The sequence below is a fragment of the Kitasatospora sp. NPDC023176 genome (assembly GCF_055560495.1).
Genome location: NZ_JBVHIP010000001.1, coordinates 468004 through 494664, shown reverse-complemented (window position 1 = coordinate 494664; position 26661 = coordinate 468004). Strand labels below are relative to the sequence as shown.

Below are 26661 nucleotides of genomic sequence, written 5' to 3'. Positions count from 1 at the left end.
GGCCCTGTGCCGTACGGCCGCGGTGCCGTACGGCCGTGGTGTCGTAGGCCGTGGTGCGGGGAGTCGGTCAGCCCGCCTTGTTCCAGGGCTGGGAGGCCATCAGCGCCTTCACGTTGGAGACGTAGGTCGGGTTCGGGATGTCCAGGCTGCCGACGACCTGGCCCGTGGCCGGGTCGGTGACGGTGTTGTAGTGGACGTTGCCCGCGCCCGCGTTGTACGCCGAGACGACCAGGTCCAGCAGCGGCGTCTTGCCGGTGGCCGGGTCGGGGGAGAGGTCGTACGTGCCGCCGAAGGAGGAGTCGCCGTAGTAGGCGACCAGCCAGTCGAGCAGCTGGGTGCCGAGCTGGACGTTCCCGGCGAGCGTCTTGGGGTCGGAGGTGGTGCCGTACTTGCCGTTCATCCAGGCGACGGTGTTCGGCATGACCTGCATGGTGCCGATCCCGCCGTCGCAGGCGAGGATGCCGGACTGCCAGCCGCTCTCCTGCCAGGCGATCGCCTTGACCAGGTTGACGGGCAGCGCCGGGAGCTTGTCGGTGCCGCCGGAGCTGAGGGTGAGCACCCGGGCCTGGCCGGCCGCCGAGGTGAGGGCGGTGGCGACGGCGGCCTTGGGCTCGTCCGGCTGCGGCTTGCTGGGCTGGCAGCCGCTCTGCAGCGGGGGCACGTGTCCGGCCGGCGGCGCGGGCGGCGGCGGGAGGGCGACGGCGCCGGCCTTGGCGGTCGGCACCGGTGCGGGGATGGCGGGCTTCTCGACGGGCGGCTGGGTGGCGGGTGCGCCGGCCGCGTTGCCGCCGCCCTTGGCGTTGCTGGCCTGGGCGTTGGGCGTGGACTTCGCCGACTTGCTCGCGCCGGCGCTCGGGCTGTGCGAGGCGGTGGGGCTCGCGGAGGCCGAGGCGCTCGGGGTGGCGTCGGCGGACGGGCTCGCGCTCGCGGTGTCGCCCGGCGTGGCGGTGGCCGCCGCGAGCGTGGTGCCCGGTGCCGCGTCGGGGTGCTGGTCGGCGCTCTTGGTGCCGCAGCCCGCCAGGACGGCGGTCGAGACGGCGACGGCGGATACCAGCACGGTGGTCCGCCGGGTGGCGCTGGATTTCATCTGTGGTCCCCCCACTTGTCACCGGTGATCCCGGAGAGTGGCGGTCATCCTATGGTGCGATCGTTCTGCCCCCGGCGAACGGGTGGTCGATCGCCTGCCGGAGGACGGTCGGAGCGGTCACCAGGGACGGTCCGTACCAGGTCAGATGCCGTCCGCTGACCAGCGCGGCCGGGACGCCGGGGAACGCCTCCGGGCCGTCCTCGGCGGTGAAGCGGTACGGCTCGTCCGGCAGCACCACCAGGTCCGGACGGCTCGCCAGCAGCTCGGGCAGCGGCACCGCCGGGTAGCGCTCGGGGTGCCCGGCGTGGACGAGCCGCAGGCCGAGGCGGTGCAGCAGGTCCCCGGCGAAGGTGTCGCGGCCGAGCACCATCCACGGGCGGCGCCAGATCGGCACGATCGCCCGTGGGCCGTCCGCCGTCGGCCGTACCTCGCGCCAGGCCGCCTCCGCCTCGTCCAGCCAGGCCGGGCGGGGCAGTCGGCAGGCGAGGGTGAGCAGCCGGTCCAGGGAGCGGAAGGCGCCGTCCAGGGTGCGGATGTCGGTGACCCAGACCGGCACCCCCGCCGCCCGCAGCGCGTCCAGGTCGGGGCGGCGGTTCTCCTCGTCGTTGGCGATCACGAGGTCCGGGGCGAGCGCGAGGACGCCCGGCAGGTCGGGGTTCTTGGTGCCGCCGATCCGGGTCACCGCCAGCCCGGCCGGGTGGCTGCACCAGTCGGTGGCGCCGACCAGGAGACCGGGTGCGGTGGCGGCGACGGCCTCGGTCAGCGAGGGCACCAGTGAGACCACCCGGCGCGGCGGCCGTGGCCCGAGTCGTACCGGCAGGCCGAGGTCGTCGCGCGGGTCGGAGAGCTCTGGCATCCGGCCACCCTACGCGCGGCCCCGCGTACGGGGCCGTCAGAAGTCCCGGAAGTCCGGGGAACCCACCGGAGCCCCGGCCCGACTACCTGGTCCGGGTCCGCAGCGCGGGTCCCCAGCACGATCACCGACCAGGAGAGTTCTCATGCGCCCTCGCGTCGTCTGCGGTATCGCGGCCGCCGTCGCCCTGTTCGCCACGGCCTGCGGAAGCGGCGGAAGCAGTGGTGGCGGCACCAGCGCCGCCGTCACCGCCCAGGCCGGCCCGGCCGGGAGCTACCCCGTCACGGTCGCCGACTGCGCGGGCAAGGAGACGACCATAGCCAAGGCCCCGACGAGGATCGTCACCAGCAACGCGGCGAGCCTGGAGATGCTGCTCCGACTCGGCGCGGGCGACCGGGTGATCGGCACCGGCTTCCCGCCCGGAAAGGGCACCCTGCCGGCGGCGCTGGCCGAACAGGGTGCCAAGGTGCCGGTGCTCGGCGACAAGTCCGTCCCCAAGGAGAAGCTGCTCGGCTCCGGCGCCGACCTCTACGTCGACACCTTCGGCGCGATGCCGATGATGGGCGGCGCCACCGGGCCCACCGAGGCGGAGTTCGCGGCGGCCGGCATCCAGCACGTCTACCTCCTCTCCACCGCCTGCGCCGGCACCCCGAAGGCCGCCAAGGCGCCGCGCACCGACCTCGCCGGGGTCGAGGACGACATCCGCCGCCTCGGCGCCGTCACCGGCACCGGCGCCCGCGCCGAGGAACTCGTCAGCGGGATGGAGAAGCAGATCGGCGAGGTCCGCACCGCGCTCGCCGGGGTCCCGGAGGACAAGCGGCCCGGCTACTTCGTCTTCGACTTCGACGCCGGGACGAAGCAGCCGGTCGCGGTCTGCGGGCGGCAGGTGGCCAACGCCGTCATCACCCAGGCCGGGGCCCGCAACGTGTTCGCCGACTGCGACGCCGACTTCAAGCCCGGCTCCTGGGAGGACGTCGTCGCCAAGAACCCGGACTGGATCCAGCTGGCCGTGCGCAACCGGGGCAGCGAGGAGGCCACCCGCAAGGCCTTCGACGACGCCGAGGCGTTCCTGCGGAGCTTCCCGGCGACCCAGGGCCTCAAGGCCGTCCAGGAGGGGCACTTCGTGCGGCTCGGCTCCGAGGTGACCACCATCGCGGGCGTGCGCAACGCCGACGCCGTCCGGCAGATCGCGGCCACCGTCCACCCGGACCTCGTCAAGCCCGGCCCCGTCGAGAACGGGCAGTAGCAGGTGACTTCGGCAGTCCAAGCCGAGGCCCCGGACGCCCGGCGCCCGGCCCGCACCCTGCGGGCCGGGCCACTGGCCGGGGCACTCGCCGTCGCCCTGGTGCTCGCGCTGACCGCCGCCGTCTCCTTCGGCTCGGTCGACATCCCGCCCGGCGAGGTCTGGTCGGTGGTCGTCCACCACCTCACCGGCCGGGCCCCTGAACCCGGCACCCGCGACCTCATCGTCTGGCAACTGCGCGTCCCCTGCGCCCTGTTGGCGGCCGTGGTGGGCGCCGGACTCGGCCTGGTGGGCACCGCCGTCCAGGCCCTGGTGCGCAACCCGCTCGCCGACCCCTACCTGCTCGGCATCTCCTCCGGCGCCTCCCTCGGGGCGGTCGCCACCATCGTCCTCGGCACCGCCTTCGGCCTCGAACTCTCCTTCGGCAGCGCACTCGGACTCACCGTCTCCCTGGCGGCCTTCGCCGGCGCGCTCGGCGCGTTCTCCCTGGTCTGGCTGCTGGCCCGGCGCGGCGGCGGCTTCTCCCCGCTGCGGCTGGTCCTGGCCGGCATCGGCATCGCCCAGTTCCTCGGCGGCATCACCAGCTACCTCGTCCTGCAGACCAGCGACGAGCAGCAGACCCGGGGCGTGCTGTTCTGGCTGATGGGCAGCCTCGGCGGCGCCGTCTGGGCCCAACTCGCCATCCCCGCCGTCGCCGTGGCGCTCGGCCTGGCACTGCTCCAGGCCCGCGCCCGGGGGCTCAACGCGATGCTGATGGGTGACGAGACGGCCGCCGGGCTCGGCGTGGACGTGACCCGGCTGCGCCGCGAGGTGTTCGTCGTCACCAGTGTGCTCACCGGGGTGCTGGTCGCCGTCTCCGGGGCGATCGGCTTCGTCGGACTGATGGTGCCACACGTCTGCCGGCTGCTCGTCGGCGGCGACCACCGGCGCCTGCTGCCGCTGTCCGCCCTCACCGGGGCCGTCCTCCTGGCCGTGGTCGACACCGTCGCCCGCACCGCCCTGGACGGCCAGGAACTGCCGATCGGCGTGGTCACCGCCGTGCTCGGCGCCCCCACCCTGCTCTACCTGCTGGACCGACGACTGGAGCGCAGTTGAGGATCACCGTCGAGGACCTGAGCGTCGCCCTGGCCGGCCGTACGGTGGTGGCCGGGGTCCATCTGGTCGCCGAGGAGGGGGAGATCGCCGGGCTGGTCGGACCCAACGGCAGCGGCAAGTCCAGCCTGCTGCGCACCGTCTACCGGCACCTGCGGCCGAGCGCCGGGCGCGTGCTGCTGGCGGGACAGGACCTCGCCGCGCTGCGGCCCGCGCAGTCCGCCCGGCACATCGGCGCGCTGCCCCAGGAGCGCGGCGGAGACTTCGAGTTGAGTGTGCGCGAGGTGGTGGCGATGGGCCGTACCCCGTACAAGCGGGCCTTCGCGGCCGACGACTCCGAGGACCACCGGATCACCGCCGAGGCACTGGCCCGGGTCGGCATGAGCGCGGCCGCCGACCGGCGGTTCGCCCAACTGTCCGGTGGCGAACGGCAGCGGGTGCTGCTGGCCCGCGCGCTCGCCCAGCAGCCGGACGTCCTGGTGCTGGACGAGCCGACCAACCACCTGGACGTCCGGCACCAGGTCGAACTCCTCGCCCTGCTCCGGGAACAGCGGCGCACCACGCTGGTCGCGCTGCACGACCTCAACGCCGCCGCCTCGGTCTGCGACCGGCTCCACGTGCTGCACCGCGGCGCCCTGGTGGCCTCCGGGGCACCGCGCGAGGTGCTGACCGCCGAGCTGCTGGCCGAGGTCTTCGGCGTACGCGCCGCGGTGGTCGAACACCCGCTCACCGGTGACCCGTTGATCGCCTTCGACCACCGCTCCCCGGCGGACTCCGTGGTGCCGCAGCCCGGGGGTCAACGGCAGCCCGGGGTTCGGCGGCTCGGGGTTCAGTAGCCCTCGTAGTGGCTCGGCCGGCCCTCCCGCAGGACCGGCCGGCCGAGCCGCGCCGCCTCCTCGTTGCGCCGCAACTCCCATCCGCCGTCAACGCGGTGGAGTACTGCCGAGTGCCAGGGCGTCATCCAGGCGTCGGGTGTCGCCAGCAGCCGGATGCCGAACTTCGGCGCGCCGGCCGGCTGCGGGTGGATCGACAGCCGCACCGACCGGGGGTGCTGCTCGGCGATCAACTCGCCCCAGGCGCGGCTGCGCTGGATCACTCCGTAGGCGCGGCGGCGGCAGTCCCGCTGCAGGGCGGAGCGGGTGCCGGGGAAGTCCACGGTGTCCTCGGTGAGGAAACGGGTGATGCCGCGGTAGAGCCGCAGGGTCTCCTGCTCGGTCACCACCTGCTCGCGCAACTCCTCGACGCTCGGCGCGTACCGCTCGTGGACCCGGGCGCGCTTCTCGTCGTACGGCAGGTCGCCGAGCACCGCGCGCAGGTCGAAGGTGTCCAGGTGGCGGAGGTCCTCACGCCGGATCATCGCGGTCAACTCGTCGGAGTACTCGTCTATGTGTTCGTCGGGAACGTTGATCAGGTCGCCGAAGATGTGCCCGTCGGAGCAGATCAGCATCCGGGCACCGGGCGGGTGGATCCGGCCGATCCTGGCGCAGAGGTCGTCGAGGAAGGTCAGGGACAACCGCTCGCCCTCGTCGGGCAGATGGCCGAGCACCTTCGCCGGGTTCGGCGACTTGCAGGGGAAGCCCGGCAGGGTGAACACGATCGGCTCATCGGCATCGATGTAGTCCGCCAACTGGGCGAGCTGGAAGGGGAAGTGCTCGGGCCGGGCGTCGAACTCAGGGTCCGAGGCGCGGCGGTGCGGAAGCAGCAGGCCCAGGATGCGGGCGGCGAGCTGAGCCGGCGACCGCTGCTCGGGGGCACTGGTGACGACGGGGGCGGTGCCGACGGGCGGCATGATGGATCTCCTCCACGGGTGACGGGCGATGGATGACGGGTGACGGGTGACGGGTGACGGGTGACTGACGACTGATGGCGGATGGGCGGGTGCTCAGCCTCGCCGGTCGTAGGCGACTGGCAGCCGGTTCACCCCACGGGCCAGGACGGCGGGGATCCAGATGAGTTCGTCCAGGCCGTCCCCGGGCGCACCGGCGGGGCGCAGTCCGGGCAGCCGGGTGAGCAGGGTGCCGATGGCGATCTGGAGTTCGGCCCGGGCCAGGGCGGCGCCCGGGCAGTAGTGGACGCCGTGGCCGAAGGCGAGGTGGGCGTTCGGGGTGCGGTCGAGGTCGAGGCGGTCGGCCTCCGGGAACTGCGCGTCGTCGCGGTTGGCGGCGCAGAGCGAGACGATCACCGAGTCGCCGGCCGGCACGGTGGTGCCGAACAGCTCGCTGTCCTCGGCGAAGAACCGCCAGGTGGTCAGCTCGAACGCGGCGTCGTGGCGCAGCAGTTCCTCCACCGCCCGGGCCAGTCGGCCGGGCTCGTCGAGGCCCGCGCGCAGCGCGTCGAGCTGCTCGGGGTGGCGCAGCAGGGTGATCAGCATGGTGGTGATCTGGTTGGTGACCGGCTCCTGCCCGGCGACCAGCAGCTGGAACACGATCGAATCCAGCTCCTCGCGGCTCAACTCGCCCGCGTCGTGGGCGGCGACGAGCCGGCCGAGCAGGTCCTCGCCCTCGTCCCAGCCGGGGGTGCGGCAGTCGGCCCCCTTGCGGGCGACCACCTCGGCGATGTACGTCTGCAGCCCGCGCAGCCGCGCCTCGTACGCCGGACGGCCCGGGTCCTGCGGGCCGACCGGCTGCACCACCTTGCCCCAGTCCCGGTCGAAGCGGGCGGCCAACTCGGCCGGCAGGCCGATGACTTCGGCCAGCACCCGGAAGGGGTAGTGGGCCGCGAAGCCCGCCACCAGATCGGCGCCGCCGACGGCCGGCAGCTCGTCCACCAGGGCGTCGGCGAGTTCCCGCAGGCGCGGGCGCAGGGCCTCCACCCGGCGCGGGGCGAAAGCGTCCAGCACCAGGCGGCGCATCACGGTGTGCTTGGGCGGATCCTGGTGCAGCAGGTGGACCTGGAGCTGGGAGTGCTGCGGCTCCGGCATGATCGACGCGAGCCGGCGCCATTCGTCGTTGCCCAGCGCGTGGTTCTTGCCGAGCCGGGGGTCGTTGAGGGTCGCGTGAGCGGCCTGGTAGCCGGTGACCAGCCAGGCGTGGATGCCGCTCGGGAACTCCACCCGGTGCACCGGCCCGGCCTCGCGCATCCGGCGGTAGAGGGGGTACGGGTCGGTCTTGTAGGCGGAGCCGTACAGCGGGACGGGGCTGGGGAGTCGGTCGCGGTCGTAGCCGTACGGGCAGCGCGCGGCCTCGGACTGTGACTCGGACGGGGCGTCGGGCGTGGCAGGGGTGTGGGCGGTGTCGGTCATGGGTGTGCTTCCTCCGGTGAGGGGGACGAGTCTGTGCGGCCCGGCTCTCGGGCCTCAGGCCTCAGGTGTCAGGCCTCAGGCCTGCGGACGGCGGCGGTGCAGCGCGAGCAGCGGCACGGCGGTGACGGCAACGGTGGCGGCCAGGGCGATGCCCACGTGGGTACCGGTGGTGGCGCGGTCGCCCGCCAGGGCGGCGGCGGTGGCCAGGGCCGGGCCCAGGGCGAAGCCCAGGCTGCGGGAGAGCTGGACGGCGGAGCCGGCGGTGGCGAGTTTCCCGGGCGGGGAGGCGGTCATCACCAGTGCTTGGGTGGGGCCGCCGTTGAGGCCCATTCCGGCGCCGGCCAGGGCGAGCCGGGCGGCGATGTCGAGGCTGGACCAGCCGGTGTTCACCGGGATGAGCAGCGCCAGGCCGCAGGTGGTGACGGCGGCGCCGGTGAGCGCCGTCGGCCGGGCGCCCCAGCGGTCCGCCAGCCGTCCGCCGACCCGTCCGGCCAGCACCATGCCGAGCGGGAAGGCCAGCATGGTCAGCGCGGTGGCGGTGGCGCTCTCGCCGTGCGGGCCGCGCAGGTGCTGGACCAGCAGGTACTGGCAGGCCGCGAAGCCTGCGGCGAGGGCGAGCACCGAGGCGTTCACCCCGGCGGTGCCGGCGGCCCGCAGCACCTCGGCGACCGGCCGCCCGCCCGGGCGGCGCAGCCACAGCAGCACCAGCGGCGCGGCGGGCAGTGCGAGCAGCAGCCACTGCGGGGCCGTCGGCGCCAGGGTGAGGCCCAGCAGGACGGCCGCCACGGCCGCGCCGATCAGGGCGGCGTCGCCGAGCGAACCCCGCTCGGGCAGCCGCAGCCGGCCGCCGTGCGGGGCGTGCCGGCGCACGATCAGGACGGTCGCCAGGCAGATCGGCAGCTTGACCAGGAAGACGGCCCGCCAGCCGAAGTGGTCCAGCAGCAGGCCGCCGACCACCGGACCGGTGACGGCGCCGAGCGGCCCCAGCGTCGCGGGCACGCTCATCGCCCGCCCGCGCAGCTCGGGCCGGACGGAGGTCGCGGCCAGCACCGGCATCAGTACGAACAGCACGGCCCCGAAAGCACCTTGCAGCAGCCGGGCGGCGATCAGCCAACCCGCCCACGGGGCGAGGGCGGCCAGCACGCTGCAGGTCGCGAAGCAGCTGACCGCGAGCAGCAGCGCGGGCCGGGTGCCGACCTGGTCCAGCCATCGGCCTGCGGGCAACAGCAGGGCTATGAGCGGGAGTTGGTAGCCGAGTACGGCCCACTGGGCGACCCCGGCGGAGACGTGCAGGCCGGCGGCCAGGTCGGTGAGCGCCAGGTTGACCACGTTCATGTCGAGCATCGCGACGAACGAGAGCAGCCCGGCGGCCACGACCAGGCTCCACCGGTCGACCGGCTCGATCTGACGGTCAGTCAGGTCGGGCGTGGTCGAGGGGTCTTGTGCTCGCATGAAGGTCCTCCGTTCCCCCGTTGCCGTACCGGCACCGCCTCGGCGGCGGTGTCCGGTACAGCAGTCGGAGGCGGGAGGGCTCCAGTTCCGAACACTTGGGGGATTTTTTCCGGGCGGTCGGGCGGGCGGGCGAGCGGGTGGGAGAGGGCGGCGGGGTGGGTGTGGCGAGTGGCGGGCAACAGGCGACAGGCGGCAGCGAACAGCTGACAGAGTTCGAAATCTGTCAGCTGTTATCTGCCATCTGTTATCTGTTTGCTGTCATCTGTCATCCGCCCCCCGCCGCGCGGCGCTCAGCAGGCCGCCGCGAGTTCCCCGGCCTCGGCGGCCCGCAGGCGCGCTATCAACTCCTCCCGAGCCCGGGCGACCCGGGAGCGGACGGTGCCGACCGGGCACCCGGCGACCTCGGCCGCCTCGGCGTAGCTCAGGCCGACCACCTGGGTCAGTACGAAGGCCTCCCGCCGCTGCGCGGGCACCCGTTCGAGCAGGTCCCCGAGGGCGATCCCGTCCTCGAACCCGGCCGCCGGGGTGCCGCCCTGCCGTTCCGCCGCCTCCTGCCAGTCCGGCAGGGCGGCGCAGCGCGGCCGGGCGGCGGCCATCCGGTATCGGTCGATCACCGTGCGACGGGCGATCGACAGCAGCCAGGTGCGGGCCGAGGAGCGGCCGGCGAAGGCGGGGAGGCCGCGCAGGGCCCGTAGGAAGGTCTCCTGGGCGAGGTCGTCGGCGGACTGGACGTCGGTGAGGTGGGCGACGAAGCGCCAGACGTCCCGTTGGGTCGCCCGGACAAAGGCCTCGACGTCCGCCGCCCGGCCCGAGCGGGCGGTCAGCGCGAGCGCGGTGAGCTGGTCGTCATCCACGGCGGCCGCCGGTCCGGCCGGTCCCGGCCCGATCGTGGTGCGGGACGATGGTCGTATGAGATGCGCGCAGTTCCGTACCGCTCTGTCCGCCCGGCTCGACGGCGAGCCGAGCGGCCTGCCCGGCACCCGGCTGGACAAGCACCTGGCGCGCTGCACCGGCTGCCGGGACTGGCTGGACCGGGCTCAGCGACTGCGCGCCCAGGTACGGGCCACCGCCGTCGACGGGCCGGCACCGGAGTGGGCGGCCGGGCTGTCGGCCCGGCTGGGACTGGACGGTCCGGTCGGCCACGCGCCGGAGGGGCCGGAGCCGTCGGAGCGCCGGGAGGGGCCGGAGCCGTCGGAGCGCCGGGAGGGGCCGGAGTCGTCGGAGCGGTAGGACGGTGGCGCCGGCGAGAACCGGTGCGCCGTCGAAGTGAGGCATGGGAAGGTCCCGAGGGGAAGGCAGGGGGCGGCGCCGCGCACGGCGGCACCGCAGGCGTCCATGGGCCGGTCGCGCGGCGCACCGCACCTCCCGGGGGAGTAACGGCGGAAGCGGACCCGGGCCCGAGCCCTGTTGGTACGGCGGCGCGGAACGCGACGGCACTGGACGTGGCGGCGCGGGGGCACGACGGCGCGGCAGGGCGACCTGCCCGACGCCGAGGTCCCGGAATCGGCCGGAGTCCGGCCGGAGGGGGAGGAGCGCGTCGGGCGCGTCAGCAGGCGAGGGCGAACGCCGGCGGTCCGCGCCGGACCACGGCATGCGTGAGCAGCACCGACCGGGGCAGCCGGGCCTGCCGGTCGGCGGGCCGGGGCGCGGCCGGCGGCCGGTACCCGAGGGGCCGCGCGAACAGCGTCAGCAGCGGGAGCAGCAGTGCCCCGGCGACCACCGCCCCGAGCGCGGCGAGCAACTCGAAGACCCGGACCAGCGCGGCATCACCGCGCCAGAGCAGCAGGGCGCAGGCGAGCGCCGCCAGAACGTGGGCGAGGGCCATCCCGGGCGACATGCCGTGGGCCATCCCGTGGGCCATTCCCCCGGTCATCCCATCGGGCATCCCATCGGGCATTCCGCCCGACATTCCGCCGGTCATCCCGTGTGCCGACGCGGGGCCGGCCCCCGTGGGCATGACGTGCGACATGCCCGTCATCCCGGGCAGCCCCATGTCCATGGCCATCCCGTCGGCCGACCCCGCCGCCCCGTGGTGCATCCCCGTCATCGGGCGCAGGGCGCCGGCGGCCGGGGGCACGTCCGGGTCGATGCCCGCCATCCGGGCCAGCTCGACGGGCGAGAGCCCGCCGGCCGTCCGGTCCGGATTGCAGAGCAGCAGCGCGGCCCAGTCCGTGGTGGCGAGCTGCCGGAGGCCACCGCCGCCGCGGCCGAGCGTCCCGGCGTGTTCGAACAGCAGGTGCAGCGCGCTCTGCGCCGCGACCATCCAGACGCTGATCACCCCGAGTCCGCGCCGCGTCCCGGCCAGCAGCCAGGTCAGTCCGAGGACGGCCCCGAAGGCGCAGAGCAGCACCGGTGGCGAGACCCCGGCTCCGGCCATGGCGACGTGCGCCGTGGCGGCCATCGCCACGCACAGCGCGGCGAAGACCGCGGCGCGCAGCAGGCGGATCCGGTCGGTCATCACGATGGCACTCATCGTCGCACCCGCCACCTCCCGCCTGTACCGCACCCTCCGGTGATGGCCGGTTCCGGCCCGTGAGACCATGCCCGGCCCGTCAGCTCAGCGGATCAGCCGCTCTTAGCACTGCTTCACGGAGTCGTCGATCCGGCTTGACACGCCTACCTCCTTCTCACTAAAAGTGCACATTCCGGCACTGACTGTGCGCGCCGGAACGAATCCGCGTGGAAGCACCGGACACCGTCCGAGCGGAAGCGCCGGACACCGGAAGCACCGGAAGCACCGGAAACAGGAGGCACGGCCATGGACACGCCGACGAAGCTCCCCACCCCGACACCGGGCACCCCCGACCTCACCGACCCCCGCTTCTGGCAGCTGCCCGCCCCCGCCCGCGCCGCCGCCTTCGCCGAGCTGCGCCGCCTCCCCGCCCCGGTCTACTTCGGCGACCGGGCCACCGGCCGGGGCTTCCACGCCCTGGTCCGGCACGCCGACGTGGTCGAGGCCAGCCGCACCCCCGCCGTGTTCCGCTCCGGACCCGGCGTGACCACCCCCGAACCGGCCCGGTGGGTCCGGCTGCTGTTCGGCGACTCGATGGTCAACCTCGACGACCCCCGGCACGCCCAGCTGCGCCGGATCGTCTCCCGGGCCTTCACCCCGCGCCTGCTCGGCCGGGTCGAGGAGGACGCCCGGCGCATCTGCGCCGCCCTGGTGGACGGAGTCGAACGCGACCGGCCCGAGGACTTCGTCGGCGCGGTCGCGGGCGAACTCCCGTTCCAGGTGATCTGCACCATGATGGGCGTCCCGGAGCGCCCCCGCCGCACCATCCTCGAACTGGTCAACCGCACCTCCGAGGACATCGGGGTGGCCCGTCCGCTGCGCCGACGGCTCCGGATGCCCGGGCGCGGGCTCGCGGCGCTCGCCCGGATGCAGGGCATCGTCGCCGCGATCGGCCGCGAGCGCCGCCGCCGGCCGGCCGAGGACCTGATCTCCGCCCTGGTGACCGCCGACCTGGACGGCCGCCGGCTCACCGGCCGCGAGCTGGGCGCCTTCTTCTCCCTGCTGCTGGTCGCCGGGGTCGAGACCACCCGCAACGCGCTCGCCCACGGTCTGCACCTGCTGACCGTCCACCCCGAGCAGCGCGCGCTGCTTCTCGCCGACCTGGACGGACGGCTCGACGGCGCGGTGGACGAGATCGTCCGCCACGCCACGCCGATCGTCCAGTTCCGCCGGACCGTGGCCGTCGACCACGAGCTCGGCGGGCCGGGCGGCCCGCTGCTGCGGGCGGGGGAGAAGGTCGTGCTGTACTACGGCTCGGCGAACCGGGACGAGACCGTGTTCCCCGACCCCGACGCCTTCGACATCACCCGCACCCCCAACCCCCACCTCGGCTACGGCGGGGGCGGACCGCACTACTGCCTCGGCGCGCACCTGGCCCGGCAGGAGATGACGACGCTGTTCCGCGAGCTGTTCACCCGGCTGCCCGAGGCGCGGTCGGTGGGCGAGCCGGTGCTCGCCCCGTCCAGTTTCGACCACCGGGTCCGCTCGCTGCGTTTCACCTTCTGAGCCCGCTGAGCCCGCTGATCCCGCTGAGCCTTCTGAGCCTTCTGAGCCCGATGAACCGGCTGGGCCGGCTGAAGCCGCTGAACCCAGCCGTTCCGTCGGAACGGGTCGGAAACCAGTCGGTAGCCGGTCGGAACCATCGGGACCATCGGGACTAGACGGACAGCTCCCACACCGCGTGGTCGTGCGCGAACATCACCTGCCGCGGCCCGTGCTCCGCGACCCGGTCCAGCCAGGGCCGGAAGCCGGGCAGCGGCGCCGCGACCCCCTCGCGCGCCGCCTGCCGCGCCAGCACCGCCTGACCGTACTCGGAGGCGAAGTCGTACGCCTGCCCGGCCAGCAGCACCGTGCAGTCGTCCAGCCGTTCGACCAGTAGGGACTGGTGGCCATCGGTGTGCCCGGGGGTGGGCAGCACCCGGACGCCGGGCCAGACCTCCGTCTCGCCGTCGAGTTCGCGGTGGACGGCGCCGGGGAAGTCGACCAGCCCGTCGATGGTGTAGTCGCCGCGCCGGGCGGCGGCCAGTTCGCGGGCCTGGACGAGGACCGGCGTCCCGGCGAACAGCGGGTTGCCGCCGCAGTGGTCGAAGTGCAGGTGGCAGTTGACCACCAGGTCGATGTCCGAGAGCGCGACGCCGGCCGCGGCGAGCGCCTCCGGCAGCGGGCGGCGGACCGGGCGGTAGTGCGCCTCGGTCTCCGGTGAGCCCGCGCCGATCCCGGTGTCGAACAGCAGCAGCCCCTCCGGGCTCCGGATCAGGTACGCGAGCACCGGTTCCACGCGCGGCTCCGGGCCGCCCACCTCGGCGGCCGGCCGGACGATGTAGCCCAGGTCGAGACGGCGGATCGTGTGCATGCTCCCCCTTGTCGCTCCGCCCCCGTGCGGCGGCCGAGGCGGCCGCCCTTCGCACCCTATCCGGCGGTTGCGAGCCCCCGCCGGGCGTCCGTCTGTCCGCTCGTCAGGCCCGCTCCCAGCTGCGGGAATCCCGCTCGGCGGAGGGGCTGACGTACGGTGCGGCGCGGTGCTGCGGCCCGGTGGCGGCGGTCCGCGGCCGCCGGAGCAGCGCGGGGGCGCGCGGAGACGGGTACCAGCGTGCGGTGGTGTGCGGTGGTGTGCGTCACGGCGGGTGCGCGGGATGCGGAGCACAATGCCCGGCATGACCGATCGTCCGACTTCGCCCGAGCACGGGCCCGCCGACCGCCCCACCGCCGATGTCTGGGCCGCCCTGGGCGGACAGGCCGACCTCCTGGATCGGGTGGCCTTCCAGGGGCCCCAGGACGGCCTGCCCTCCGGTCTGCCGGTGGGCCGGCTCGCCCGGGCCACCGTGGCCGCCTGTTCGTTGGCGGCGGCCGAACTCGCCGCACACCGGGGCGGCGGGCCCGTCCCCGCGGTACGGGTGGACGAGGGCGCGGTCGCCACCTCCTTCGTCAGCGAGCGGCACCTGGAGATCGACGGCCGCAAGCCGGTCGGTTTCGCCCCGCTCTCCGGTTTCTGGCGCACCGCCGACGGCTGGATCCGCACCCACGCCAACTACCCGCACCACCGCGACCGGCTGCTCACCGTCCTCGACCTCGCCCCCGACGCCGGGCCCGAGCAACTCGCCGGGGCGCTCGGCAAGCTGCCGGGCGAGCAGGTGCAGGAGCGCGCGTATGAGGCGGGGGCGCTCGCGGTCGCCGTCGCGCCGGTGCGTGCGTCCGTACATCCCCTGGTGGAGTGTCGGGAGATGGGCACCGCGCCCGTCCGTCCGCTCGCCGCCGCCCCGGCGGACCGGCCCGCCGCCGGGATCCGGGTCCTCGACCTCAGCCGGGTGATCTCCGGACCGGTCGCCACCCGCACCCTCGCCCTGCTCGGCGCCGACGTGCTGCGGATCGACTCGCCCCGGCTGCCCGAGGCCGAGGACGCCCACACCGACACCGGCTTCGGCAAGCGCTCCACCCGCCTCGACCTCGCCGACCCGACCGACCGAGCCACCTTCGAGCGACTGCTCGACACCGCCGACGTGGTCGTCAACGCCTACCGCCCCGGCTCGCTGGATGCCCTCGGCCTCGCTCCCGAGGCGCTGTTCGCCCGCCGGCCCGACCTGATCCTCGCCCAGATCTGTGCCTGGGGCTGGACCGGTCCGTGGGCCGGCCGCCGCGGCTTCGACAGCCTGGTCCAGGCCGGCGTCGGCATCGCCGCCCACGAGGCCGGCCCCGACGGCCGACCCGGCGCCCTGCCCGCCCAGGCGCTCGACCACGGCACCGGCTACCTCCTCGCCGCCGCCGTGCTGCGCGCCCTCACCGAGCAGCGCACCCACCGCCCCGGCGGCCGCCACCTGCGCTTCTCCTTCGCCGGCACGGCCTCCTGGCTGCTGCACGGCATCCCGGCCGAACCGACCTACCCGCCGCACCCGGACGCCGGGCGGTACGAGGCGGCGCGCTGGCTCTCCGAGACCGACTCGGCGTACGGGCGGCTGCGGTACGCCCTGCCGCCGATCGGCTACGCCGGCGCACCCACCGACTGGGCCACCCCGCCCGGGCGCTGGGGGACGGACGCGCCGGTCTGGCGCTGAGCGCCCGGGGCCGCCCGGCGTGGGCCGGCGTGGGGCCGGGGCGGGGCGGGGCGGGGCCGGCGTGGGGCCGGGGCGTCCGCTGTCAGTGGGGTCTGACAGCATCACCGCATGACCGCCGCACACGCCACCGACTACACCTGGTTCGAACAGCGCTACCCCGTCCTGGGTGAGGCCTACTGCCTCGCCCAGGTCCAGGGGATCGCCGCCGACGAACTGCTGCGCCGCTTCGACGCCCTGACCGGCCGGGAGGTGACCGGGCTGGACGCGGTGGTCGCCGCCTGGGAGACCTTCGACGACGGGGAGGACGAGGAGGCCGAGAAGCTCTTCGACCTGGACGAGGACCGGTTGCTCGTCGCCGTCACCGAACTCGACGGCTGGGCCCTCGCGGTCGAGCCGTACGGCTACCTGGGCAGCCTGCCCGAGGTCATCGCCCGACTCACCGACGGCACCCGGCTGGTCTCGCACTTCCGGAACGTCAACGCGGTGGACCACTTCAACTGGTGGGAGCGGGGCGCGTGCCGGCTGCGGTTCGAGCCGCTCTTCGCCGACCAGCGGGACGGTACGGATGCCGACGCCCCCGGCACATCCGAGCTGCTGACGGCTTGTGGCTTCCGGTTGGACGGAGAGCGCGGCGAGCTGCACACCGAGGCCGCGTTCGCGCTCGCCGAGCGGCTGACCGACGTGCGGCTCGGCCCGGAACGCCTGGAAGCCGCCACCTTCCGGCTCGGCTACGCGCCCCGGCCGTAGCGGGGGCGTAGCGCGGGCCTCGGTCGGCGGCGGCCTCCGGAGCGGTCGGGGCCGGTCAGGCCCCGGACGGGATCTGCTTGGCCCGGCCGCGGACCTGGAAGGCGGTCGCGATCTCGACCACGCCCAGGACCACCAGCCAGCACCCGGCGAGTACGGTCAGCGCGGTGATCGAGCCGACCGGCCAGACCATCAGCAGCACCCCGGCCAGGGTGTTGGCCACGCCGGCGAAGGCCTGCCAGCCGCGGGCGGGCATCAGCGGGTCGGAGATCGCGGCGGCGAGCTGGGTGATGCCGCGGAACAGCCAGCCGATCCCGATCCAGAGCGCGAGCAGCAGCAGCGACTGCACCGCGCCGCGGAAGCAGAGCAGCCCGAGCAGCACGCTGATCGCGCCGCTGATGAAGGCCAGCACCCGCAGCGCGGGGGTGGCGTGGGTGCCGAACGCGGCGACCAGCTGCACGATGCCGATGACCAGCAGGTAGAGGCCGAACAGCACGCCCACCACCAGCAGGGTCTCCCGCGGCCAGACGAAGACGACGATCCCCAGGGCGAGCGAGGCGACACCGGCGGCCAGCAGGATCTGCCAGGCGGCCTTGGCGAGCAGACCGAGCGGGCCCTGTACCGGGGTTCCGTCGGGGGTGATGATCGGAGGGGCCACGGCGGCGTACTCCTCGGGTCGGGGGCAGACAACGGTCCCCAGCCTCTCGGTGCCACCGTCAGCCCGCCTGCTGGGTACGTCCGTTCGAGTGATGCTCCTCGGCTGCCGGAACGACATCCTCCGGACACCTGCCGCCGATATCATCCGTCGGTATGACTTCTGAAGGGTGGGGGACCCCTCCGGTCGAGCCGATCAGCCAGCACTACATCGTCTGCGGGGGCAACGCACTGGCCCACCGGCTGGTCCTGGAACTCGTCGAGCACTATGAAGTGCCGGTCGTCGTCCTGGTCGCCGACCGCACCCGCGACCACGCACCGCGGATCGAGCAGATCGCAGGCGTCGCGGCCCTCGTCGAGTACCCGAACATCACCGAGGAGGCGCTGCGGGCGGTGTCCATCGACACCGCCCGCGGCCTCGCCCTGGTCGAGGGCAGCGACCAGGAGAACATCCACGCCGCGCTCAGCGCCCAGGGCCACAACCCGAACATCCGGATCGTCTTCCGGATGTTCAACCAGCGCCTCGGCGAGAACATCGAACGGCTCCTCAGGAACGGGGCCGCGCTCTCCGGCTCGGCCACCGCGGCCCCGGCCTTCGCCGCCGCCGCGCTCGGACGGCCCAACTCGGTCGAGATCGGCGGTCGTTACCTGCACATCGCCTTCGACGACGCCATCACCTCGGACCGGATCTGCGTGGTCGCCGACCACGTCGACCGGCAGGACCTCAGCAAGATCCGGCTGCTGCCGGAGCAGGAGGGCGACTCGGCCGAATTCGTCCGGCTCGCCAGCGAGTTCGGCGATGACGGGCCGGTCCGGCCGGGCGGGGTGCGGCGCGAAGCGGCGCCGGTGCCCGTCTCGGCGCCCGGGTCCGAGTCCGAAGCCGAGCCTGGGGCTCAGCCCGAAGCCGGACCCGAAACGGAGGCGCCGACCGGCGGGATCGCCGCGTTGCAGGCGATCCGGATGGAACCGCGGGAGCCGATCAACTGGGTGCGGCGGCTGCGCTGGCGGCTGCTCGACACCATGCGCTTCTTCACCAGCGCCCGGATGCGGCTGGTGCTGCTCACCGCGCTCGCCGCGGTGCTGATGGCCTTCAGCGTGCTCTGGTACCTCAGCCGGGACTTCGGCTGGACCGTCTACATCTCCCTGCTCGACCTGGCCGGCGCCGCCCAGCCCGACCAGCAGGCGGACATCGCCGCCGGGACGGGGACGGGCGGCGTCTGGCAGCGGGTCGCCCAGGTGGTGATCACCATCTGCGGGATCACCTTCGCGCCGGTCGCCACCGCCATCGCGGTCGAGGTGCTCGGCTCCGGGCGGCGCGGACTGCCCCGCAACCCGAGCGCGGGCACCCGGGACCACGTGATCGTCGTCGGACTCGGCAACGTCGGCACCCGGGTCGCGACCCAACTGCACGAGATGGGGGTGCCGGTGGTCTGCCTGGAGCGGGACCCGCAGGCCCGGGGCATCGCCGCCGCCCGGGCGCTCGGCATCCCGGTGGTGCTGGGCGACGGACCGTTCGAGGAACAGCTGCGCCGGGCCCGGCTGAAGCACAGCCGGGCGGTGGTCGCGGTCAGCGGGGACGACGCCACCAACCTGGAGGCGGCGCTGGAGGCGCGGCACGGCAACTCCGACGTCCGGGTGGTGGTGCGGCTGTTCGACGACAACTTCGCCGGTCACTTCTACAAGACGCTGGACAACGCGGCCTCCCGCTCGGTCTCCTACTTGGCCGCGCCCGCCTTTGCCGCCGCCCTGATGGGCAGTGAGGTGCGCGGGACGCTCTCGGTGTTCCGGCACGTGCTGCTGATCGCGGAGCTGACGGTGGAGGACGGCAGCGGGCTGATCGGCCTGAACCGGCACGACCTGGAGGACCCGGGCGGCGTCCGGGTGATCGCCGTCCGCTTCGCCCGCAGCAACGAGCTGCACTGGGGCTTCGCGGACCGCACCCGGCGGCTGGCCCCGGGCGACCGCATCGTGGTCGCCGCCACCCGCATCGGGCTGGCGCGGCTGAACACGGTGCTGGTGGAGGAGGGGTGAGGGCTGCGGGTTGACAGCAAACGGCAAACAGCTGACAGCAAACAGATTTCAGATGATGAAAGCTGTTTGCTGTCAGCTGTCCCCGCGTCAGCCTCCGCGCCTGTCGCGACGTCCCCGTCAGCGGTTCTCGAACTTCGGCGCCCGCTTCTCGGCGAAGGCGGCCATGCCCTCCTTCTGGTCCGCCGTGGCGAACACCGCGTGGAACAGTCGGCGCTCGAAGCGGACGCCCTCGGCGAGCGTCGTCTCGAAGGCGCGGTTGACGCTCTCCTTGAGCATCACGGCCGCCGTGGTCGACATCCCGGCGACGGTCTCGGCGGTGGCCAGCGCCTCGTCGAGCAGCTGGTCGGCCGGGACGATCCGGGCCACCAGCCCGGCCCGCTCGGCCTCCTCGGCGCCCATCATCCGGCCGGTCAGGCACAGGTCCATCGCCTTCGCCTTGCCGATGGCGCGGGTGAGACGCTGCGAGCCGCCGATGCCGGGGAGCACCCCGAGCTTGATCTCCGGCTGCCCGAACTTCGCGGTGTCCGCCGCCAGCAGGATGTCGCACATCATCGCCAGCTCGCAGCCGCCGCCGAGCGCGAACCCGGCCACCGCCGCGACCACGGGCTTGCGCAGCGCGCCGAGCCGGTCCCACGGGCCCAGCCAGTCGTCCAGGTAGACGTCCGGGAACCGGTTGTCCTGCATCTCCTTGATGTCGGCGCCGGCCGCGAAGGCCTTCTCCGAGCCGGTGATCACCAGACAGCCGATCTCCGGGTCCCGGTCGAACGCGGTGGCGGCGGTCACCACCTCGTTCATCAGCTGGGTGTTCAGCGCGTTGAGCGCCTTGGGCCGGTTGAGCGTGATCAGCCCGACCCGGCCCTTGCGCTCGACCAGGATCGTCTCGTAAGTCTCGGTCTCGGTCATCGCCGTTACTTCCATTCCGCTGCTCGGCCATTCCGCTGCTCTGCGCCGCGCGGGCGCGCCCTGACCACCCCACGATCTACGACGCGCCCCGCCTCGCGCCAGTCTTGACATGCGAGACGCCGGTCACCAGAGCGGCGAAGAGATCAGAACCGGACGCCGTGGCGCTCCGCCGCCCGCCGCACGGTCTCGGCCTTGAGCTGTCCCCGGCGGGCCAGTGCGGCCGGCGCGGCGACCGTCACCGACTCGGCGTCCACCCCGAAGTGCCGCCGGTTCGCCGTCAGGCTGTCCGAGAGCCCGAAGCGGGCGGCGCGGTGCGGCCGCCGAGCAGGCCCTCCAGCAGCGGCCCGCGCACCTGCTCGCCGAGCGGCACCCGGGACAGCGGATCGGCGCCCCCGGCTGGCGCCGTCGTCGGCGTCGGGTGGGTCATGGCGTTCTCCGGGCGTTCCGGAAAGGGGAGTTGGTGGGGTAGGGCCCGGTCAGGCCAGGCCCAGCTCGTCGTCCTCGCGTGGGGCGAGGAAGCGGGCGACGTCGGCCGCCGTCACCCCGGCCAGCGTGCGCGGCGACCACTGCGGGTCGCGGTCCTTGTCGATCACCTGGGCGCGGATGCCCTCGGCCAGGTCCGGACCGTCCAGCGCGGCGCAGGAGATGCGGTACTCCTGGTCCAGCGCGGCCTCCAGTGAGGGCAGGGTGCGGGCCCGGCGCAGCGCGGCCAGGGTGACCTTGACGGCGGTGGGGGAGTTCCCGAGGATCTGGTCGGCGTACTCCTTCGCCTCCGGCACACCGGAGTCGAGCAGCCGCTCGACGATCTCCTCGACGGTGTCGGCCGCGTAGCAGGCGTCGATCCAGTCGCGCTGTGCGGCGAGTCCGGCGAGCCCGGTGGCTGCGGCTGCGGCTTCGGTGGGCGGTGCGGGCTCGGCGTGGGCGGCGACGGTCGCGGCCGGGTCGGTGCTGTGGGCCAGGGCGTCGAACAGCTCGGGCAGGCGCGCGGACGGGACGAAGTGGTCCGCGAAGCCGCACAGCAGCGCGTCGCCGGGGCCCATCGAGGCGGAGGTGAGCCCGAGGTGGGTGCCCAACTCGCCCGGGGCGCGGGCGAGCAGGAGGCTGCCACCGACGTCCGGGACGAGTCCGATCCGGGTCTCCGGCATCGCGATCACGGAGCGTTCGGTGACGATGCGCAGCGCGGCGTGGGCGGACAGGCCGATGCCGCCGCCCATCGTGATGCCGTCCATCACCGCGACGAACGGCTTCGGGTAGCGGCCGATCAGGGCGTTCAGCCGGTACTCGTCGCGGAAGAACGCGCGGGTGCCGGCCCCGCCGGCCGTGACGTCGGCGTGCATCGCCCGGAGGTCCGCGCCCGCGCACAGGCCGCGCTCCCCGGCGCCGGTCAGGACGACGGCACCCACCCGGTCGTCGGCGGCCCAGGCGTCCAGCGTCGTGCGGATGGCGGTGATCATGCCGTGGGTCAGCGAGTTGAGGGCCCTCGGGCGGTTCAGCGTGATCCGGCCGAGGCCGCCGTCGCCGTCCAGGACGGCCTGGACCTCCGCCGCCGCGCTGGTCTCTGCGCCCATCGGAACCGCTCCCGTCCCCTCGGTGATCTCGCCTTCCGCCGTCCACGGTACCGGGGCGGGTGGGGCGTTGTGATCACGAGGCCGCCCTGACCGGGGGAGTGGGCCGCGCGGCCGCTGTGATCGAGGGCCGGCTCCGGGCGGCCCGGCGTCACGGCCCGGGTGTCACGGTCCGCCTGTCACGGTCCGGGTGTCACGGCCTGGCGGTCACGGCCAGGCGCGCAGGGCGAGTTCGGCGACGCGGGTCAGGTCCTCGGCGGTGGCGCCGTCACGGGCCTGCTGGGACATGCCCTGGATGACCGTGGCGAGGTACCCGGCCAGCGCCTCCGGGTCGGCCTCGGGCGGCAGTTCGCCGTCCTGCCGGGCCGTGTGCAGCCGCTCCTCGAAGACCCGCCGGTTCGCGTTGCGCAGGTCGCGCAGGTGGGCCTGGATCCCGGCGTCCTGGGGGCTGACGTTGGTGGCGGCGGTGATCACCAGGCAACCGGCCGGGTGGGACGGGTCCGGGTAGATCGCGGCGGCCTCGCGCAGGATGCGGGCGAAGGCCGCGCGGGCGCCGGCCTCCTCGGCCAGCGCGACGCCGACGAAGGCGCCCACGGGGGAGTGCCCGTACCGGCGGACGACCTCCTCGAAGAGCGTGCGCTTGTCGCCGAAGGCGGCGTAGAGGCTGCCGGGGCGGATGCCCATGGCGGTGGTGAGGTCGGTGACGGAGGTCGCCTCGTAGCCGCGCTCCCAGAACAGCCGGGTGGCCGCTGTCAGGGCCTCCTCCCGGTCGAAGGCCGGCGGTCGGCCGCGCCGGGCGCGGGGCGCCGGGCCGGTGGTCGTGGGGTCGGGTGTCGCGGCCTCGGTCATGGGACGGATTTTAGAGCAGTCACTCAAGAAGTGTGTGCTAGCGTCTTTCTTGAGCGATCGTTCAAGAAATATCCGGACGCGACCAACGGGGATGCAATCCGGACGCAAACCGGATGCGACTCGACACAACAGGAGGGGGCTCGGTCATGGGTTCGAGCACGGGCGGATACGGGCTTCGGGGCAAGGTGGCGCTGGTCACCGGCGGCAGCAGGGGGATCGGCCGGGCGATCGCCCGCCGACTCGGACGGGACGGCGCCACCGTCGCGGTGGGCTACGCCCGGGACGAGGCGGCGGCGCGGGAGGTGGTCGAGGGGATCCGGGCCGACGGCGGGCGGGCCTTCGCGCTGCGCGCCGAACTGGGACGGCACGGTGACGCGGCCGCGCTGTGGGCGGCCTTCGACGCGGAGGTCGGGGCGCACGCGCCCGCCGGCGGGGTCGACATCATCGTGAACAACGCCGGGATCGGGCGCAGTTCGGACCTCGCGACGCTGACCGAGGAGGGCTTCGACGAGGTGTTCGCGGTGAACGTCCGGGCGCCGTTCTTCGTCGTGAAGCACGGGCTGGAGCGGCTGCGGGACGGCGGCCGGATCATCAACGTGTCCAGCGGGGCGGCCCGGCTCGCGATGCCGGAGATCATCGCCTACGGCGCGACCAAGGGCGCGCTGGACACCTTCACGCTCAACCTCGCCAAGCAGCTCGGCCCGCGCGGCATCACGGCCAACTCGGTCGCGCCCGGCGTGGTGGACACCGACGTCAACGCGGGCTGGCTGCGCGGCAATCCGGAGGCGGAGGCGCACGCGGCCGCACTCGCCGCGCTCGGCCGGGTCGGGCAGCCGGAGGACATCGCGGACATCGTCGCCTTCCTGGCCTCGGACGACGCGCGCTGGGTCACCGGCCGGGTCATCGAGGCCACGGGCGGTGCAGGGCTGTAAGCGGGGGCGGCGCGCACAGGAGTGGGCAAACGGACAACAGCTGACGGATGACAGATAACAGCTGACAGATTTCAGATGATGAAATCTGTCAGCTGTCCGCTGTTGTCTGTCGGCTGTTATCCGTACTCAGCTAGTCGTCACCCGCGAGCCATCAGCCCCGCACCCGCCCGGAGACCTCGCCGAAGCCGACCACCGCGCCGTCCGCTCCCGGGGCCGTCGCCGTGATGACGACCTCGTCGCCGTCCTCCAGGAAGGTCCGGGTCGTGCCGTCCGGCAGCTTGAGCGGCTCCTCGCCGTTCCAGGTCAGCTCGATCAGCGCGCCCCGGGTGTCCGGCTCCGGCCCGCTGACCGTCCCCGAGGCGAACAGGTCGCCGGTGCGCAGCGAGGCGCCGTTGACGGTCATGTGGGTCAGCTGCTGCTGTGCCGTCCAGTACATGGAGGCGAACGGCGGGCGCGAGACCAGGTGCCCGTTCAGCCGGACCTCCATGGCCAGGTCCAGGCCCCACGGCTCGCCGCCGCGGTCGTCCAGGTAGGCCAGCGGCTCGACGTCGCGCTCCGGCGGGGTGACCCGGGCGTGCTGCAGGGCGTCCAGCGGCACGATCCACGGCGAGATCGAGGTCGCGAAGGACTTCCCCAGGAACGGGCCGAGCGGCACGTACTCCCAGGCCTGGATGTCGCGCGCCGACCAGTCGTTGAGCAGGCAGACGCCGAACACGTGCTCGCGGAAGTCGTCCAGCACGACCGGCCGGCCCAGCTCGGACGGCGCGCCGACGACGAAGCCGACCTCGGCCTCGATGTCCAGCCGGCGGGTCGGCCCGAAGGTCGGCGCCGCGTCGGCGGGTGCCTTGCGCTGCCCGTGCGGACGCACCACCGGCGTGCCGGACACCACGACCGTGCCCGCCCGCCCGTGGTAACCGATCGGCAGGTGCTTCCAGTTGGGGGTCAGCGGCTCCGAGCCCGGGCGGAAGATCCGGCCCAGGTTGGTGGCGTGGTGCTCGGAGGCGTAGAAGTCGACGTAGTCCGCGACCTCGAACGGCAGGTGCAGTTCGACCTGGTCGGCCGGCAGCAGCGCCGGCGACAGCGCCGCGCGGAAGGACTCGTCCGTCAGCCAGCTGGTGAGGTCGGCGCGCACCTGCGTCCAGGCCGAACGCCCGGCCGCCATCAGCGGGTTGAGCGAATCGGCGGCCAGCAGCACCGACGGCGCCCCGGCCGCGCGGGCGGCGGCCCCGGCGTCCAGTACGAAGTCCCCGACGCGCACGCCGATCCGGCGCTGCCCGGGCCGGTCGGCCGCCGTGAAGACGCCGTACGGCAGGTTGTGCACGCCGAACGGCGAGTCCTGGGTGCCGGCCAGCCAGCTGCGGGGGGTGCTCAACGGTCCTCCTGGAGGAGTGGACTGGGCGACAGCAGGCCGAGTGCGGCCAGGTCGTCCAGGGGTTCGGCGACGCTACAGGTGCCGAACGCGGTGAACGAGTTGCGGATCACCGTAACCTGGTGCCCGCTCAGGGCGTGGACGGCCTTGGCCAGCGCCTCGCCGTCGCGTTCGGCCAGTACCTCGGCGGCCGCGGCGCGGTCCGTCTCCTGGGCGGCCAGCAGGACGTTGAGGAAGCCGTGGTGCTCGAAGCCGGTCTGCGGGTCGGTGTGCCGGACGGCGTTGTGCAGCCCCGCCGTGCACTTGTACGGCAGGCCGCGCTGCGCGCAGCCGGTGAGGAAGGCGGCCAGCTCGTCCTCGTCCGGGAACGCCTCCGCGACGACGCCGCCGGTGCGGAACTTGGCCCGGTAGGCGCTGTCGACCAGGGCGTCCAGGACCTCGTCCAGGCCGTCCCCGCGCAGGAGTTCGCGCGGGACCTCGACGGCGGCGGGTACGTCCGGCGGCAGCAGCCGGTCCAGTTCGGCCACGGCCTCCGGCACGTCCCGGGTGGCGAGCTCGACGCCCGCGACCTCGAAGGGTGCGGCGGCGGTGAGCGCCGGCCCGAGCTCGGCGCTGCCCCCCGGCAGCACCAGCCCGACCCTGAGCGGCCCGGTGCCCGCCACCGCCGCGGCCAGTTCGCCCAACCGGCCCGCCCCGCACAGGAACGGGCCGACCGCGTCGGCGTACCAGGCCGTGCGGTGGGCGCGGTGCGCGGGCACCGCCTCGGCGACCGGCAGGTTCCCCGGGGGGAACACCGCCGCGTCGTCGAGGAGCCCGCGGAACAGCTCCGGGATCGGGGAAGCGGCCGCGGCGGGGAACACGGGGGTGCCGGCGCTCATCGCCCGGGCCCCCGACCCGCCCACGTCCAGGCGTAGTTGGCGTCCTCGGTGGCCCGTCCGCCCTCGCCGAGCTCCAGCGGGCGGAAGGTGTCCACCATGACCGCCAGCTCGTCGAAGAACTCCACGCCGATGCTGCGCTCGTACGCGCCCGGCTGCGGCCCGTGGGTGTGCCCGCCCGGGTGCAGCGAGATGGAGCCCTGGCCGATGCCGGAGCCCTTGCGGGCCGCGTAGTCGCCGCCGCAGTAGAACATGACCTCGTCGCTGTCCACGTTGGCGTGGTAGTACGGCACCGGGATCGACAGCGGGTGGTAATCCACCTTGCGGGGAACGAAGTTGCAGATCACGAAGTTGTTGCCCTCGAACACCTGGTGGGCCGGCGGCGGCTGGTGCACCCGCCCGGTGATCGGCTCGAAGTCCCGGATGTTGAAGGCGTACGGGTAGAGGCAGCCGTCCCAGCCGACCACGTCGAAGGGGTGGTGCGGCACGGTGTAGCGGGTACCCGAAACCCCGTTCGGGCCACGGTGCTTGACCAGCACGTCGACGTCCCCGGGGGTGTCGACCACGAGCGGCCCGACCGGCCCGCGGAAGTCCCGCTCGCAGTACGGCGCGTGCTCCAGCAGCTGCCCGTACTTGGAGAGGTAGCGCTTGACCGGGGTGATGTGGCTGTTGGCCTCGATGCAGTAGGCGCGCAGCGGCTCGTCCCCGGACGGCACCCAGCGGTGGGTGGTGGCGCGCGGGATGATGACGTAGTCGCCCTGGCCGACCTCGATCGAGCCGAAGACCGTCTCGACCGTGCCCGCGCCGGACTCCACGTACACGCACTCGTCGCCGAGCCCGTTGCGGTACAGCTCGCTCGGGGCCCCGGCGGCGACGTACGAGATCCGCACGTCGCCGTTGCCGAGGACGAGGCGGCGGCTGCCGACGACGTCCGCGGACTTCCACTCCTGGTCCGCGAACAGCTCGTGCAGCTTGAGGTGGCGGGGGAGCAGGGGATGGTTGGGCACCGTGGACTGGTCGGGCAGCTCCCAGGGCGCCGCGTCGACCACCGCCGAGGGGATGCCCCGGTGGTAGAGCAGCGACGAGTCGGAGGAGAACCCCTCCTCGCCCATCAACTCCTCGTAGTACAGCCCGCCTTCGGGTGTGCGGTGCTGGGTGTGCCGCTTGGGCGGGATGCTGCCCAGCTGCCGGTAGTACGCCATCTCCGTGC

At 74.0% G+C, this 26661-nt stretch carries 25 protein-coding genes; 9 read left to right on the top strand and 16 right to left on the bottom strand.

Going from position 1 to position 26661, the window contains the following annotated elements:
• Positions 1-67 precede the first annotated feature (67 nt).
• Positions 68-1087: a transglycosylase SLT domain-containing protein gene (locus ACZ3YL_RS02535; protein ID WP_465654856.1), complete on the bottom strand. Its 1020-nt coding sequence runs from the start codon at positions 1085-1087 to the stop codon at positions 68-70.
• 49 nt (positions 1088-1136) lie between these two features.
• Positions 1137-1943: a helical backbone metal receptor gene (locus ACZ3YL_RS02530; protein ID WP_223241816.1), complete on the bottom strand. Its 807-nt coding sequence runs from the start codon at positions 1941-1943 to the stop codon at positions 1137-1139.
• Positions 1944-2085: 142 nt separating this feature from the next.
• Between ACZ3YL_RS02530 and ACZ3YL_RS02525 the strand changes: the two genes are divergently transcribed.
• The 3 genes from ACZ3YL_RS02525 to ACZ3YL_RS02515 are packed head-to-tail and all read left to right on the top strand — an operon-like array spanning position 2086 to position 5111.
• On the top strand, positions 2086-3186 hold the full coding sequence (locus tag ACZ3YL_RS02525) for an ABC transporter substrate-binding protein (protein ID WP_188303102.1): 1101 nt from the start codon (positions 2086-2088) through the stop codon (positions 3184-3186).
• A 3-nt stretch (positions 3187-3189) separates the two neighbouring features.
• Positions 3190-4278 carry a FecCD family ABC transporter permease gene (locus ACZ3YL_RS02520; RefSeq protein ID WP_465654854.1) on the top strand — a complete coding sequence of 363 codons (1089 nt, stop codon included), beginning with the start codon at positions 3190-3192 and terminating at the stop codon, positions 4276-4278.
• Positions 4275-5111 carry an ABC transporter ATP-binding protein gene (locus ACZ3YL_RS02515; RefSeq protein WP_188303104.1) on the top strand — a complete coding sequence of 279 codons (837 nt, stop codon included), beginning with the start codon at positions 4275-4277 and terminating at the stop codon, positions 5109-5111. Before ACZ3YL_RS02520 ends, ACZ3YL_RS02515 begins: the two co-directional genes overlap by 4 nt.
• Here ACZ3YL_RS02515 and ACZ3YL_RS02510 read toward each other — a convergent pair.
• The 4 genes from ACZ3YL_RS02510 to ACZ3YL_RS02495 form a co-directional block, all read right to left on the bottom strand.
• Positions 5105-6064, bottom strand: a complete 960-nt coding sequence (locus ACZ3YL_RS02510) for an L-tyrosine/L-tryptophan isonitrile synthase family protein (RefSeq protein ID WP_465654851.1) — start codon at positions 6062-6064, stop codon at positions 5105-5107. The genes ACZ3YL_RS02515 and ACZ3YL_RS02510 overlap by 7 nt on opposite strands.
• Before the next feature lie 93 nt (positions 6065-6157).
• A complete protein-coding gene (locus tag ACZ3YL_RS02505) occupies positions 6158-7516 on the bottom strand; it encodes a cytochrome P450 family protein (protein ID WP_465654849.1) in 1359 nt (452 codons plus the stop codon).
• Positions 7517-7591: 75 nt separating this feature from the next.
• Complete coding sequence (locus tag ACZ3YL_RS02500) at positions 7592-8968, bottom strand: MFS transporter (RefSeq protein WP_188303107.1); 1377 nt, start codon at positions 8966-8968, stop codon at positions 7592-7594.
• Between the two features lie 290 nt (positions 8969-9258).
• Complete coding sequence (locus ACZ3YL_RS02495; RefSeq protein ID WP_188303108.1) at positions 9259-9822, bottom strand: sigma-70 family RNA polymerase sigma factor; 564 nt, start codon at positions 9820-9822, stop codon at positions 9259-9261.
• A gap of 55 nt (positions 9823-9877) precedes the next feature.
• Between ACZ3YL_RS02495 and ACZ3YL_RS02490 the strand changes: the two genes are divergently transcribed.
• The gene (locus tag ACZ3YL_RS02490) at positions 9878-10198 is read left to right on the top strand and encodes a zf-HC2 domain-containing protein (protein WP_465654847.1); all 321 of its coding nucleotides are present in this window, start codon (positions 9878-9880) and stop codon (positions 10196-10198) included.
• Between the two features lie 316 nt (positions 10199-10514).
• Here the strand turns inward: ACZ3YL_RS02490 and ACZ3YL_RS02485 are convergent, their stop codons facing one another.
• Positions 10515-11441: a hypothetical protein gene (locus tag ACZ3YL_RS02485; protein WP_465654845.1), complete on the bottom strand. Its 927-nt coding sequence runs from the start codon at positions 11439-11441 to the stop codon at positions 10515-10517.
• A gap of 285 nt (positions 11442-11726) precedes the next feature.
• Here ACZ3YL_RS02485 and ACZ3YL_RS02480 point away from each other — a divergent pair, with 285 nt between their 5' ends.
• Positions 11727-12986: a cytochrome P450 gene (locus ACZ3YL_RS02480; protein ID WP_465654843.1), complete on the top strand. Its 1260-nt coding sequence runs from the start codon at positions 11727-11729 to the stop codon at positions 12984-12986.
• Between the two features lie 151 nt (positions 12987-13137).
• Here ACZ3YL_RS02480 and ACZ3YL_RS02475 read toward each other — a convergent pair whose 3' ends face one another.
• Positions 13138-13833: an N-acyl homoserine lactonase family protein gene (locus ACZ3YL_RS02475; RefSeq protein WP_465654841.1), complete on the bottom strand. Its 696-nt coding sequence runs from the start codon at positions 13831-13833 to the stop codon at positions 13138-13140.
• A 301-nt stretch (positions 13834-14134) separates the two neighbouring features.
• Between ACZ3YL_RS02475 and ACZ3YL_RS02470 the strand changes: the two genes are divergently transcribed.
• Together ACZ3YL_RS02470 and ACZ3YL_RS02465 are read left to right on the top strand one after the other, a co-directional pair.
• On the top strand, positions 14135-15529 hold the full coding sequence (locus ACZ3YL_RS02470; RefSeq protein WP_465654839.1) for a CoA transferase: 1395 nt from the start codon (positions 14135-14137) through the stop codon (positions 15527-15529).
• A 108-nt stretch (positions 15530-15637) separates the two neighbouring features.
• Entirely contained in the window at positions 15638-16276 is a 639-nt protein-coding gene (locus ACZ3YL_RS02465; protein WP_465654837.1) for a DUF6461 domain-containing protein, read from the top strand.
• Positions 16277-16331: 55 nt separating this feature from the next.
• Here ACZ3YL_RS02465 and ACZ3YL_RS02460 read toward each other — a convergent pair whose 3' ends face one another.
• Positions 16332-16931, bottom strand: a complete 600-nt coding sequence (locus ACZ3YL_RS02460; protein ID WP_317621104.1) for an HdeD family acid-resistance protein — start codon at positions 16929-16931, stop codon at positions 16332-16334.
• Positions 16932-17083: 152 nt separating this feature from the next.
• On the opposite strand from ACZ3YL_RS02460, the gene ACZ3YL_RS02455 reads away from it, so the two are divergent.
• The gene (locus ACZ3YL_RS02455) at positions 17084-18958 is read left to right on the top strand and encodes an NAD-binding protein (RefSeq protein ID WP_465654835.1); all 1875 of its coding nucleotides are present in this window, start codon (positions 17084-17086) and stop codon (positions 18956-18958) included.
• Positions 18959-19075: 117 nt separating this feature from the next.
• Here ACZ3YL_RS02455 and ACZ3YL_RS02450 read toward each other — a convergent pair whose 3' ends face one another.
• From ACZ3YL_RS02450 to ACZ3YL_RS02435, 4 genes are all read right to left on the bottom strand, one after another.
• Positions 19076-19861 carry an enoyl-CoA hydratase gene (locus ACZ3YL_RS02450; RefSeq protein WP_188305275.1) on the bottom strand — a complete coding sequence of 262 codons (786 nt, stop codon included), beginning with the start codon at positions 19859-19861 and terminating at the stop codon, positions 19076-19078.
• Positions 19862-20138: 277 nt separating this feature from the next.
• Complete coding sequence (locus tag ACZ3YL_RS02445) at positions 20139-20288, bottom strand: hypothetical protein (protein WP_465654833.1); 150 nt, start codon at positions 20286-20288, stop codon at positions 20139-20141.
• Positions 20289-20337: 49 nt separating this feature from the next.
• On the bottom strand, positions 20338-21429 hold the full coding sequence (locus ACZ3YL_RS02440) for an enoyl-CoA hydratase/isomerase family protein (RefSeq protein WP_465654832.1): 1092 nt from the start codon (positions 21427-21429) through the stop codon (positions 20338-20340).
• A 204-nt stretch (positions 21430-21633) separates the two neighbouring features.
• Positions 21634-22275 carry a TetR/AcrR family transcriptional regulator gene (locus tag ACZ3YL_RS02435; protein WP_465654830.1) on the bottom strand — a complete coding sequence of 214 codons (642 nt, stop codon included), beginning with the start codon at positions 22273-22275 and terminating at the stop codon, positions 21634-21636.
• Positions 22276-22421: 146 nt separating this feature from the next.
• On the opposite strand from ACZ3YL_RS02435, the gene ACZ3YL_RS02430 reads away from it, so the two are divergent.
• Positions 22422-23207 (top strand): SDR family oxidoreductase, encoded by a 786-nt coding sequence (locus ACZ3YL_RS02430; RefSeq protein ID WP_465654828.1) that lies wholly within the window; start codon positions 22422-22424, stop codon positions 23205-23207.
• Positions 23208-23358: 151 nt separating this feature from the next.
• On the opposite strand, the gene fahA is transcribed toward ACZ3YL_RS02430, so the two are convergent.
• From fahA to ACZ3YL_RS02415, 3 genes are read right to left on the bottom strand one after another with little or no spacing between them, the layout of a single operon-like run.
• Positions 23359-24579 (bottom strand): fumarylacetoacetase, encoded by a 1221-nt coding sequence (gene fahA, locus ACZ3YL_RS02425; protein ID WP_465654826.1) that lies wholly within the window; start codon positions 24577-24579, stop codon positions 23359-23361.
• The gene (locus ACZ3YL_RS02420) at positions 24576-25454 is read right to left on the bottom strand and encodes a hypothetical protein (protein WP_188305280.1); all 879 of its coding nucleotides are present in this window, start codon (positions 25452-25454) and stop codon (positions 24576-24578) included. The genes fahA and ACZ3YL_RS02420 overlap by 4 nt, the downstream gene beginning before the upstream one ends.
• Complete coding sequence (locus ACZ3YL_RS02415; RefSeq protein WP_188305281.1) at positions 25451-26653, bottom strand: homogentisate 1,2-dioxygenase; 1203 nt, start codon at positions 26651-26653, stop codon at positions 25451-25453. Before ACZ3YL_RS02415 ends, ACZ3YL_RS02420 begins: the two co-directional genes overlap by 4 nt.
• Between the last annotated feature and the right edge of the window lie 8 nt (positions 26654-26661).